The organism is Stenotrophomonas sp. RG-453, from assembly GCF_033843685.1.
Lineage (GTDB): Bacteria > Pseudomonadota > Gammaproteobacteria > Xanthomonadales > Xanthomonadaceae > Stenotrophomonas > Stenotrophomonas bentonitica_A.
In genome coordinates, this window is record NZ_JAMYED010000001.1 from 187,151 (window position 1) to 199,257 (window position 12,107).

Annotated in this window: 10 protein-coding genes; 8 read left to right on the forward strand and 2 right to left on the reverse strand. The window is 68.0% G+C overall.

Annotated features, from left to right (window positions below):
- The first annotated feature begins 28 nt into the window (after window positions 1-28).
- The 5 genes from NJD74_RS00825 to NJD74_RS00845 all read left to right on the forward strand — a co-directional run bounded on the left by NJD74_RS00825 (window position 29) and on the right by NJD74_RS00845 (window position 6,237).
- Window positions 29-1,204 carry a phosphoglycerate kinase gene (locus NJD74_RS00825; RefSeq protein WP_019183905.1) on the forward strand — a complete coding sequence of 392 codons (1,176 nt, stop codon included), beginning with the start codon at window positions 29-31 and terminating at the stop codon, window positions 1,202-1,204.
- Complete coding sequence (locus NJD74_RS00830) at window positions 1,201-1,842, forward strand: HAD-IA family hydrolase (protein WP_070471195.1); 642 nt, start codon at window positions 1,201-1,203, stop codon at window positions 1,840-1,842. The genes NJD74_RS00825 and NJD74_RS00830 overlap by 4 nt, the downstream gene beginning before the upstream one ends.
- Window positions 1,843-2,055: 213 nt before the next feature.
- Window positions 2,056-3,522 (forward strand): pyruvate kinase, encoded by a 1,467-nt coding sequence (pyk, locus tag NJD74_RS00835; RefSeq protein WP_019183907.1) that lies wholly within the window; start codon window positions 2,056-2,058, stop codon window positions 3,520-3,522.
- Window positions 3,523-3,674: 152 nt separating this feature from the next.
- Window positions 3,675-4,679, forward strand: a complete 1,005-nt coding sequence (locus NJD74_RS00840; RefSeq protein WP_019183908.1) for a class I fructose-bisphosphate aldolase — start codon at window positions 3,675-3,677, stop codon at window positions 4,677-4,679.
- A gap of 127 nt (window positions 4,680-4,806) precedes the next feature.
- Entirely contained in the window at window positions 4,807-6,237 is a 1,431-nt protein-coding gene (locus NJD74_RS00845; protein ID WP_319623475.1) for a M1 family metallopeptidase, read from the forward strand.
- Here NJD74_RS00845 and NJD74_RS00850 read toward each other — a convergent pair.
- Both NJD74_RS00850 and cysK read right to left on the reverse strand, forming a co-directional pair.
- Window positions 6,128-6,727 carry an O-acetyl-ADP-ribose deacetylase gene (locus NJD74_RS00850; RefSeq protein WP_019183910.1) on the reverse strand — a complete coding sequence of 200 codons (600 nt, stop codon included), beginning with the start codon at window positions 6,725-6,727 and terminating at the stop codon, window positions 6,128-6,130. The two genes, NJD74_RS00845 and NJD74_RS00850, sit on opposite strands and share 110 nt — an antisense overlap.
- 238 nt (window positions 6,728-6,965) lie before the next feature.
- Window positions 6,966-7,925, reverse strand: a complete 960-nt coding sequence (gene cysK / locus NJD74_RS00855; RefSeq protein ID WP_019183911.1) for a cysteine synthase A — start codon at window positions 7,923-7,925, stop codon at window positions 6,966-6,968.
- Between the two features lie 237 nt (window positions 7,926-8,162).
- Here cysK and NJD74_RS00860 point away from each other — a divergent pair, with 237 nt between their 5' ends.
- The 3 genes from NJD74_RS00860 to NJD74_RS00870 all read left to right on the forward strand — a co-directional run bounded on the left by NJD74_RS00860 (window position 8,163) and on the right by NJD74_RS00870 (window position 11,983).
- Window positions 8,163-9,146 (forward strand): LysR family transcriptional regulator, encoded by a 984-nt coding sequence (locus NJD74_RS00860; protein ID WP_019183912.1) that lies wholly within the window; start codon window positions 8,163-8,165, stop codon window positions 9,144-9,146.
- A 247-nt stretch (window positions 9,147-9,393) separates the two neighbouring features.
- A complete protein-coding gene (locus tag NJD74_RS00865) occupies window positions 9,394-9,855 on the forward strand; it encodes a hypothetical protein (RefSeq protein ID WP_319623615.1) in 462 nt (153 codons plus the stop codon).
- Between the two features lie 70 nt (window positions 9,856-9,925).
- On the forward strand, window positions 9,926-11,983 hold the full coding sequence (locus NJD74_RS00870) for a TonB-dependent copper receptor (RefSeq protein WP_070471399.1): 2,058 nt from the start codon (window positions 9,926-9,928) through the stop codon (window positions 11,981-11,983).
- The last annotated feature ends 124 nt before the right edge of the window (window positions 11,984-12,107 follow it).

The window sequence follows — 12,107 nt, forward strand, 5'->3', positions numbered from 1 at the left end:
TTCCTTCTTCAGAGCCAAAGAGTTGCTTATGTCCATTGTTCGCATGACCGACCTCGATCTCTCCGGCAAGCGCGTGCTGATCCGCCAGGATCTGAACGTGCCGATCGACAACGGCCAGATCACCTCCGAGCAGCGCATCACCGCCTCGCTGCCGACGCTGAAGCTGGCCCTGGAGAAGGGCGCTGCCGTGATGGTGACCTCGCACCTGGGGCGTCCCAAGGAAGGCGTGTGGAGCGAGGCCGAATCCCTGGCGCCGGTGGCGCTGCGCCTGTCGCAGCTGCTGGGTGTCGAGGTGCCGCTGGTGCGCGATTGGGTGGACGGCGTGCAGGTCGCGCCGGGCTCGATCGTGCTGCTGGAAAACTGCCGGATGAATGTGGGCGAAGGCAAGGACGATGAAGCGCTGGCGAAGAAGTACGCCGCGCTCTGCGATGTGTTCGTGATGGATGCCTTCGGCACCGCGCACCGTGCACAGGCCTCCACCCATGGCGTGATCCGCTTCGCTCCGGTCGCTGCCGGCGGCCCGCTGCTGATGGCCGAACTGGACGCGCTGGCCAAGGCGCTGCTTGCCCCGGCCCAGCCGCTGCTGGCGATCGTGGCCGGCAGCAAGGTCAGCACCAAGCTGGAGCTGCTCTCCAGCCTGGTCGGCAAGGTCGACCAGCTGATCGTCGGCGGCGGCATCGCCAACACCTTCATCGCGGCCGCCGGTCATTCCGTCGGCAAGTCGCTGTATGAGCCGGACCTGCTGGACACCGCGAAGAAGATCGTGGCCGATGCCAAGGCGCGTGGCGCTGACATCCCGCTGCCGACCGACGTGGTCGTGGCCAAGCAGTTCCTGCCCGACGCCGAAGCCACGGTGAAGGCCGTCGCCGACGTGGCCGAGGATGACCTGATCCTGGATATCGGCCCGGATACCGCCCAGCACTATGCGGGCCTGATCGCCAAGGCGGGCACCGTGGTCTGGAACGGCCCGGTCGGCGTGTTCGAGTTCGAGGCCTTCAGCCATGGCACCGAAGCGCTGGCCCGTGCCATCGCCGCCTCGCCGGCGTTCTCGATCGCGGGCGGTGGCGACACCCTGGCCGCAGTGGACAAGTACGACATCGCGGGCGAGGTGAGCTACATCTCCACTGGTGGCGGCGCCTTCCTGGAGTTCCTGGAAGGCAAGACCCTGCCGGCCGTCGCCGCGCTGGAGGCCCGCGGCTCGTGAGCCGCGATGTGCTGTTCTTCGACCTCGACGGCACGCTGATCGATTCGGCCGTCGGGATCACCCAGTGCGTGGCGCATGCGCTCACGCAGATGGGCCAGCCGGTCCCGCCGCAGGCCGAGCTGCGGCGCTGGATCGGGCCGTCGCTGCGGACCAGCTTCGCGCCGTTGTTCACTGACCCGGCCCAGGTCGAGCAGGCGGTGACGTACTACCGCGAGCGCTTCGACGTGGTCGGCTGGCGCGAGCATGAGGTCTACCCGCGGATCGGCCAGGTCGTGCAGGCGTTGAAGGATCGCGGCCACCGGCTGGCGATCGTCACCGCCAAGAACGAGCCGCACGCGCGGCGCATCGTCGAGCACCTGCCGTTCGGCGACTGCTTCGAGGACGTGATCGGGGCCACCCCGGACGGCAGCCGCAGCGAGAAGCCGCAGCTGGTCGCCGAGGCCCTGCACCGGCTGTCGTTGACCCCGGCCCAGTGCTGGATGATCGGCGACCGGCGCATGGATATCGAAGGCGCGCGTCATCACGGCTTGCGCAATATCGGCGTGTTGTGGGGCTTTGGCGGTGCCGAAGAACTCACGGCGGCCGGTGCGGAGCACCTGGCGCAGGCCCCCGATGAGCTGCTCACGCTGATCGATTGAGGCACCCGGCGGCGTCCCGTACGCCGCCGCATGTCCTGCGCAAAGCCCCGCCGGGGCTGGCGCTGGCCGGCGGGCAGCCAATGCGCTGTCCGCCCGGTCGTCTCGCGCTGTCTGCAGGACAACAGCGAAACCCAACTGCGCCAATGCTGTAAACGTATTCATGGGACGTGAAGGGTGTGCTAATTTCGCTCCTTTAACGGGAGCCCCTTAACCATGATTGAGCGTCAGCGTCGCACCAAGATCCTCGCCACCCTCGGACCGGCCACCGACCCGCCGGGCGTGCTGGAGGATCTCTTCCGCGCCGGCGTGAACGTGGTTCGCCTCAACTTCAGCCACGGTGACCCGTCCGGCCAGGCCAAGCGCGCCGCCGATGTGCGTGCCGCGGCCGCCCGCGTGGGCGTGGAAGTGGGCATCCTGGCCGACCTGCCGGGCCCGAAGATCCGCATCGAGCGTTTCGCCGAAGGCAAGATCAAGCTCAAGGCCGGTGACCGCTTCGACCTGGTCGCCTCGCCGAATGCGCCGGCCGGCGACACCACCCAGGTCGGCGTGAGCTACCTGGGCCTGCCGCAGGACGTGACCGCCGGTGACATCCTGCTGCTCGACGATGGCCTGATGCAGCTGCAGGTCACCGAAGTGCAGGGCGAGCGCATCATCAACACCGTGCTCAACGATGGCGTGCTGTCCGACCGCAAGGGCCTGAACAAGCAGGGCGGTGGCCTGTCGCTGGGCGCGCTGACCGAGCGTGACAAAGAACTGATCGGCATCGTGGCCAAGATCGGCGTGGACTTCATCGCCGTCTCGTTCTGCCGCAATGCGCAGGACATGAACGATGCGCGCGAGATCGCCGAGTCGCACGGCTGCTACGCCGCGCTGGTCTCCAAGATCGAGCGCACCGAAGCGATCGACAACCTGGAAGAGATCGTCGACGCCAGTGACGTGGTGATGGTGGCGCGTGGTGATCTGGGCGTGGAAATCGGCGATGCCGAACTCCCGGGCCTGCAGAAGAAGATCATCAAGGCCTCGCTGGCGCAGAACAAGGTGGTGATCACCGCCACCCAGATGCTGCAGTCGATGGTGGAAAGCCCGATCCCGACCCGCGCCGAAGTGCTGGACGTGGCCAACTCGGTCATCGACGGTACCGATGCGGTGATGCTGTCGGCCGAAACCGCCGCCGGCATGTACCCGGTCAAGGCGGTCGAAGCGATGGCCCGCATCTGCCTGGGTGCCGAACGCCAGTTCCAGACCGAGACGGACTTCGGCGCCTCGCCGCGCAACCTGGAACGCGCCGACCAGGCGATCGCCATGGCCACCATGTTCCTGTCCCAGCACGTGGGCGTGCGCGCGATCGTGGCGATGACCGAATCCGGTGGCACCGCGCGTTACCTGTCGCGCTTCCGTGCCTCGGCCCCGGTGTTCGCGGTGACCCGCCATGACGGCGCGCGCCGCCAGATGGCGCTGATGCGCGATGTGTTCCCGATCAACTTCGACAGCCGCGGCCTGACCCCGCGCGAAGCCGCACGTGGCAGCATCCGCCTGCTGTTCGAAGCGAACCAGCTGCAGGGCGGCGACCGCGTGGTCTTCACCAGTGGCGAACACATGGAAACCCATGGCGCCACCAACACGCTGCGCCTGCTGGAAGTGGGCGAAGACGGCCGTGCCAGCGGCCTGGGCGAGCTTTAACCGACCCCCCGCGCAACACCCGGACCCGCGTGGCTTTACGGCCGCGCGGGTTCGTCGTTTCAGATGGAATCGTTTCCAGATTCCGTGGACGGTCAGTTCACGGGAGGCGGGGTCTATAATTGGCGTTTTCCCGCACCCGCCACAGGAAGTACATGAGCATCGAACAGCTGGCTGAAACCGCACAGGCCATGGTCGCCCCGGGCAAGGGCATCATCGCGATCGACGAATCCACCGGCACCATCGGCAAGCGCTTCGCCAGCGTCGGCCTGGAGAACACCGAGGAGAACCGTCGCGCCTACCGCGAACTGCTGCTCACCACGCCCAAGCTGAACGAGCACATCTCCGGCGCGATCCTGTACGACGAGACCATCCGTCAGTCCACCAAGGACGGCGTCCCGTTCGCCAAGTACATGGCGGCCCAGGGCATCATTCCAGGCATCAAGGTCGACAAGGGCGCCCATGCCCTGGCCGGCTGCCCGGGCGAGCTGGTCACCGAAGGCCTGGACGGCCTGCGTGAGCGCCTGCAGGAGTACTACAAGCTGGGTGCGCGCTTCGCCAAGTGGCGTGCGGTCATCAACATCGGCGAAAGCATCCCGTCGGGCACCTGCATCGAGTCCAACGCCCACGCGCTGGCCCGTTACGCCGCGCTGTGCCAGGAATGTGGCCTGGTGCCGATGGTCGAGCCGGAAGTGATCATGGACGGCGACCACGACATCGAGACCTGCTACGAAGTCACCGAAGCCACCCTGCGTTCGCTGTTCGACGCGCTGTACCAGCAGAACGTGCTGCTGGAAGGCACCATCCTGAAGGCCTCGATGGTCATCTCCGGCAAGGGCTGCGAAGAGCAGGCCGACGTCGAGGAAGTGGCCGAGTCGACCGTGATGTGCCTCAAGAGCACCGTGCCGGCGATCCTGCCGGGCGTGGTGTTCCTGTCGGGTGGCCAGAGCGATGAGCAGTCCACCGCGCATCTGAACGCCATGAACCAGATGGGCAACCTGCCGTGGCCGCTGAGCTTCTCCTACGGCCGCGCGATGCAGCAGGCCGCGCTGAAGCTGTGGGCCAAGGACACCAAGGCCAACGTCGCCAAGGCGCAGCAGACGATCTACGATCGCGCCAAGGAAAACGGCCAGGCCGCCCTGGGCAAGTGGAACGGCTGATTCACGCCTGACCACCGTCAACGAAAACGCCGGCCTTATGCCGGCGTTTTTGTTTGGGCGGGACAGTGGTGCGCACATGCACGCGTGCTCTGGCACGATGGGATCCATCTTCGCGTGGATGGATCCCATGGTCGTACGTCTCTGTGTCTCGCTGTGCGTAGTGCCATGGCTGCTGGGGAGCGCACCAGCGTACGCAGTGGCGCCGCGCGGCTTTGATGTACTGCATTACGACGTCGCGCTGGTGCCCGACATCGCCAACAAGCGCGTCACCGGGCAGCAGACGCTGCGGTTCAGAGCCGAGCAGGAACTGCGCGCAGTGACCCTGGACAGCGGTTCGCTCAAAGTGACGGCCGTGATGCAGGGGGATCACGCGCTGGACTTCGAGCAGCACGCGGCGAAGGTGCGGATCACGCTGGCCGAACCACTCGCACGGGAAGCCACCTCCAGCGTGACGATCCACTATCACGGCGAACCGCCGTATGGCCTGGAATTCGCGCCCGAGCGCGATGAGGTCTACACGATTTTCTCGACCAGCCAGTGGATGCCCTCGGTGGATGCCCCCGACGAGCGCGCCACGCTGGACCTGTCCGTGACCCTGCCGGCGGGCCTGTTGGCCGCCGGCACCGGTCGCGCGCTGCCGGTACGCACGCTTCCCGATGGGCGCATCGAACATCGCTGGCAGCTCAAGACGCCGATGCCGGGGTATGTCTATGGCTTCACGGCCGGCCGCTATCAGGAAGCGACGCAGCGCCATGGCGCGACCGGCTTGCGGTTCCTGTCCATGCAGCGGTCGCCCGAGCAGCTGCAGCGCGTGTTCACCGCTACGGGCGAGATGCTCGACTTCTTCGCCGACCGCGCCGGCCTGCCGTATCGCGGTGACTACCAGCAGGCGCTGGTGGCCCGCACGATCGGACAGGAGATGGCCGGGTTGTCGCTGATGTCCGAGCGCTATGGCCAGCAACTGCTGGAGGATCCCACCCAGACCGCCTTGATGGCGCACGAAGCCGCGCATCAGTGGTGGGGCAACCGGGTGACCTGCGCCGGCTGGGAGCATTTCTGGCTCAACGAGGGCATGGCCAACTTCATGACCGCCGCCTACCTCCAGCACGCGCAGGGAGAGGCGGCCTACCAGGCGCAGGTGACGATCTGGCGCACGCGGCTGGAGGCGCTGCGTGCCAAGGGGGCGGATCACGCGCTGGTGTATGCCGACTGGAGCGCGCCGAGCGGCGATGACCGCGCGGTCGTGTACCAGAAGGGCGCCTACGTCCTGCACCTGCTGCGCGTGGAAATGGGCGAGGCCGCGTTCTGGCGCGGCATCCGTGACTACACGCAGGCCAACGATGGACGCTCGGTGGTGACCGTCGATTTCCAGCGGGCGATGGAAGCAGCGGCCGGCCGCTCATTGCAGCCGTTCTTCGCCCAGTGGGTCTATGGCGTGGGCGAAGGTGTCAGTGCGCCGCCGCCGGCGGCAGCCCCAACGCCAGCGGCGCGAAGATCGCCGAGGTCGAGGGTTCCACCGGCTGCCCCAGTGCAGCCAGCGCCGACTGGTACGCCTTGAACGTCGCCGCGTTGTAGGCCACCAGGATGATCCGGCGCGGCTGGCGGTGCGAGCGCTGCCAGGTCAGGGTCTCGGTGGCGGCGATGTGCGCAGCCTGGTGCAGCGGATAGCCGAACACCCCGCAGCTGATGGCCGGGAACGCGATCGATTCCACGTCCAGCTTCTCGGCCAGCTGCAGCGACTTCCAATAACAGTTGGCCAGCAGTGCCGGCTCATCGCGCAGGCCGTCCTGCCAGACCGGGCCGACGGTGTGGAACACATGCTTTGCCGGCAGATTGAAGGCCGGTGTCTGGCGGACCTCGCCGGTCGGGCAGCGCATGCCCGGGCGGATCTCCGGCAGGGCACGGCAGGCGTCGAGCAACTGCGGGCCGGCCGCGCGATGGATCGCGCCGTCCACGCCGCCGCCGCCCAGCAGGGATTCGTTGGCCGCATTGACGATCGCATCCACCGCCAGGGTCGTGATGTCGCCCTGCCACACTTCGATCTTCATGCGTACCGCTCCTTACTCACTGTTACCGGGTCCATACAACGGAATGACGTGCCTGACCTGCACGGTACCCGGCAGGACATCTAGGCTGCGTCATCATCGTCTCAGGCAGTGCGACCCGCCCGAGCGCTGGCTGACCTTCACACGATGCCGCCGGATCGCTTCACCGCAGATGAAGCGCTGCATGCAAAACGCCCGCCGGTCAGGGCGGGCGTTGCGTTCTTCCGGACCAACGGGGGGATCAGGGCAGACCGGCCAGCCAGTCGTCGTCGGAGCCTTCATTGATATCGGCAAACAGCGGGGTGGAGAAGTAGCGTTCGCCGGTGTCGGGCAGCATCGCCAGGATCACCGACCCCGGCGCGGCCTTGGCCGCGATGTCCAGCGCGCTGGCAACGGTGGCGCCGGCCGAGATGCCTACGAAAATGCCTTCCTCGGCCGCCAGCCGGCGCGAGGTCTCGATCGCCCGTGCATCGTCGATGGTCAGCAGTTCGTCGTAGACGCCACGGTTGAGCACCTCCGGCACGAAGTCCGGGGTCCAGCCCTGGATCTTGTGCGGCTTCCACTCATCGCCCTTGAGCAGGGCGGCGCCTTCGGGCTCGGTGGCGACGATGCGGGTTTCCGGGCGGGCGACCTTGAGTACCTCGCCGACCCCGGTCAGGGTGCCACCGGTGCCCCAGCCGGTCACGAAGTAGTCCAGCCGCTTGCCGGCGAAATCGCGCAGGATTTCCGGGGCGGTCGTGTTGCGGTGATAGGCCGGGTTGGCCGGGTTGGCGAACTGGCTGGCCAGGAACCAGCCATGTTCCTCGGCCAGTTCCTTCGCCCGGCGCACCATGCCCGAGCCGCGCTCGGCGGCCGGGGTCAGGATCACCTTGGCGCCATAGGCGCGCATCAGCTTGCGGCGCTCGATGGAGAAGGTCTCCACCATGGTGGCCACGAACTTGTAGCCGCGCGCGGCGGCCACCATGGCCAGGGCCACGCCGGTGTTGCCCGAGGTCGCCTCCACGATGGTGTCGCCCGGCTTGAGCAGGCCCTTGGCCTCGGCGTCGAGAATGATCGCCAGCGCCAGCCGGTCCTTGACCGAGCCGCCGGGGTTGAACGACTCGACCTTGGCATACAGGGTGACGTGCTCGGGGGCGAGACGGTGCAGGCGCACCACCGGGGTGTTGCCGATGGTGTCCAGGATGGAGTCGTACAGGGCCATGGGGATGCTCCGGAAAAGTCGTTGCCGCCCGGAGGCCGAGCGGCAGGGGAGGCTCGGGCCGGTGGTGGCGCAGGGCGCCCGCTTGCGGCCGGGCCGGGGTCGGTCAGACCGTACCGCCGGCATATGACCGCGCGAAATGACCTGATTACCTTCTTAAACAACGTTTGGTTATAAGCTGGTGACGGCATTTGCCCTACAGTCGGATGGCCCCCTCTCCATGCGCCGTATCGCCCGCCCATGACGCTGACCCAACTTCGCTATCTGGTCGCCATCGCCGACGCCGAGCTGAACATCACGCTGGCGGCGTCCCGCGTGCACGCCACCCAGCCCGGCCTGTCCAAGCAGCTCAAGCAGCTGGAGGATGAACTGGGCTTTCTGCTGTTCGTACGCAAGGGCCGCAGCCTGGAAGCGGTGACCCCGGCCGGGGTGGAAGTGATCGGCCGCGCCCGCGCCGTCCTCGGCGAAGCGAACAATATCCGGACCTATGCGGCCAACCAGCGCCGCGAGAGCCAGGGCCAGCTGGTGCTCACCACCACCCATACCCAGGCGCGCTTCGTGCTGCCGCCGGCGGTGGCGCGGATCAAGCAGGCCTACCCGCAGGTCAGCGTGCACCTGCAGCAGGCCGCCGAAAGCGATGCGCTGGACCTGCTCAGCCAGGGCGATGCGGACATCGCCATCATCAGCACCGCCGGTGGTGAGCCCACTGCCGGTCTGGCCATTCCGCTGTACCGCTGGCGCCGGCTGGTGCTGGTGCCACGTGGGCACGCGCTGGACCGCCCAGGTGCCGCGCCGGATCTGCAGGCGCTCGCCAGCCATCCACTGATCAGCTACGAATCCTCCACCCGCGGGAGCTCCTCGCTCCAGCGCGCCTTTGCCAGCGCCGGGCTGACCCCGGATATCGCGCTGACCGCGCTCGATGCGGACCTGATCAAGACCTATGTACGTACCGGGCTGGGCGTGGGCCTGCTCGCGGAAATGGCGGTCAACGCCAGCGATGAAGACCTGCGCGCCTGGCCGGCCCCGGCCCCGATCGACGAGTGCATCGCCTGGGCGGTGCTGCCGCGCGACCGCGTACTGCGCGACTACGCGCTGGAGTTGGTGCACGTGCTGGCCCCGCAGATCGACACCCGCGACCTGCGCCGGGTGATCGACGGCAACCAGGAGGCCAACTGGCCGTTGCCGCCGACCTGGGAATCGCTGACGCAGACCATCACCGTCTGACGACGGTGATGGTCTGCCCGCGCATTCCCCCTCTACCCCGCGCCGTTGGCGCGCCCCCTTCAACAGAAGGGGGCTTTTCTCCAGAGGTTGAGGGGTTCGGTGGGGTGCTTCGAGAAGGCCACTGCGACGGTTGGTCGCAGGGTTTCGGGCTGCCCGGCGCACGGTCGGGCGCTACCATGACGGGGTGAACGTCCGCCGTCGCCCGTATGCCGTTTTTCTGCAGCTTGCCTTCGTGGCGACGCTGCTGATGGCGCTGGCGCCGCTGCTCAGCCGCTGGCAGCAGGCGCATGCCGGGGCGCCGGTGATGCTGATGCCGACCGGCATGACCCACGCGCTGCCTGCGCCGCCGGATGCGCACGCGGGGCATGGCATGCAGCACGACATCGCGCAGCGCGACCTGCACCACCACGACATGCAGCAGCACGACATGGCGCGCCATGACATGGCGATGCAGCCCATGCCGACGCACGCCCTGCCAAGCGCCCACGGCACCCCCGCATCATCGCCACCGATGAGCGAGCATGCCGGGCATGGCGACGCCTGCGAGTACTGCATGATGGCCTCGCGGCTGATGCCGTGGCTGGCGGTGCTGATCCTGCTGTTGCCGGCGATGCCGGTGATCGCACCGCGTGTGCTGCGCGCGGTCCCCACGCCTCGCAGCCTGCGCTGGCCGGCCCACGCCGCGCGCGGCCCGCCCGCACTCTCCTGAAACCACCGCCCTTCCTGCCCGTGTCGCCGTGATGGCGGCGCGTGCCTGCGTGTTTTTCTGGAGTTCCACCATGACGGTTTCTTCCCGCAGCGCGGGCGCACTGACGCGCCTGTCTGTTTCCCTGTCGCTGGCCCTGGTCGCGCTGCCGCTGCATGCGGCCAATGACGATGCTCGCACCCTCGATACGCTGGTGGTCACCGCCACCGCACCGTCCTCACCGCTGCACTGGGTCACCGATCCGCGCCTGCCGCGGCAGCCGGTGCCGGCCAGCGATGGCGCCGATTACCTGAAGACGGTTCCCGGCTTCGCCGCGGTCCGCAACGGCGGCACCAACGGCGATCCGGTGTTGCGCGGCATGTTCGGCTCGCGCCTGAACATCGTCAGTAACGAGGGCAACCTGATCGGCGCGTGTCCCTCGCGGATGGACAACCCGCTGTCCTACATCGCCCCGGAAACCTTCGACCGGCTGACCATCATCAAGGGGCCGCAGAGCGTGCGCTGGGGCGCCGGTGCCTCGGCCGGGACAGTGCGCTTCGAACGCGACACGCCACGTTTCGATCAACCGGGCATGGACATCAACGCCAGTGCGCTGGTCGGCTCGCGCAACCGCAACGACCAGGTGCTCGATCTCACCGCCGGCGCATCGCCGGGCTATGTGCGCGTCAACGGCAACCGCTCCGAATCGGATGACTACAAGGACGGCAACGGCGATGTGGTGCCCTCCAGGTGGCGCAAGTGGAACAGCGATGTCGCGGTCGGCTGGACGCCCGACGCCGATACCGTGCTGGAGCTGTCGGCCGGCACCGGCGATGCGATCGCGCGCTACGCCGGCCGCGGCATGGACGGTGCCGCGTTCAAGCGCACCAGCTACGCCGCCCGCTTCGAGAAGGACAACCTGCCCGGTGCGTGGGACAAGCTGCAGGCCAACCTGTACTACAACGACGCCGACCACGTGATGGACAACTACACGCTGCGCACGCCGAACCCGGCCAGCAGCATGCCGATGCCGATGGCCTCCAACGTTGATCGCCGCACCACCGGTGGCCGTATCGCTTCGGAATGGCGCTGGCAGGACATCGCCATCGTGGCCGGCGTGGATGCGCAGGACAGCCGTCATCGCAGCCGTAACGCGATGGGTCGCAACGTGTACCGCCAGCAGCCGTGGCGTACCGACGCACGCTTGGAGAACCTCGGGGCGTTCACCGAGATCACCCTGGGCGAGGGCACCGCGCAACGCTGGGTTGGTGGCCTGCGCATCGACCGCGCCGAAGTGAAGGACGAGCGCGCCACCGCCGGCATGATGGCGATGCCCAATGCGACCGCCGGGCAGACCCGTCGCGAGAACCTGGGCAGCGGCTTCGTCCGGTTCGAGCGCGACATCGCGCCCGCGTTGACCTGGTACGCCGGGATCGGCCATAGCGAGCGCATGCCCGACTACTGGGAACTGTTCTCGCCGGATCTCGGCCCGGTGGGCGCGATCAATGCCTTCACCGGTGTGCAGCCGGAGAAGACCAACCAGCTCGATCTGGGCCTGCAGTACCGCACCGATCGCCTCAACGCCTGGGTCTCGGCGTATGCCGGGCGCCTCCAGGACTACATCCTGTTCACCTACCGCGACGGCGGCATGATGGGCAGCACCAGCCAGGCCACCAACGTCGACGCGCGCATCGCCGGTGCCGAGGCGGGTGCGGAATGGCAGCTGGCCCGGCAGTGGAAGCTCGGCGGCACACTGGCCTACGCCTGGGGCGAGAACCGCAGCGACGGCGGCGCGCTGCCGCAGATGCCGCCGCTGGAAGCCCGGTTCAGCACGGCCTGGGAAGGCGAGCGCTGGAGCGTGGGGGCCTTGGCGCGTGCCGTGTCCCGCCAGGGGCGGGTGGCAGCCGGGCAGGGCAACGTGGTCGCCCGCGATCTGAGTCCCAGCGCCGGCTTCGCCACCCTGGCCTTGAACGCCAGCTACCGGGTCAACGCGGCGCTGCTGGTCAGTGCCGGCGTGGACAACCTGTTCGACCGCACCTACAGCGAGCACCTGAACCTGGCCGGCAGCGCCGATTTCGGCTTCCCGGCCGACCCGGTGCGCATCAACGAGCCCGGCCGCACCGCCTGGCTGAAAGTGAACTATCGTTACTGAGCCTCACGGCCGGGCGGGGGCCAAGCCTCCCGCCCGGCCTCTGCCGCTGCCGGGCGCGACCACCCGGCGCCGCCCGCGCATTTCGACATGCGTCGATACATGGCGATACATCCGGTGCAGGCCC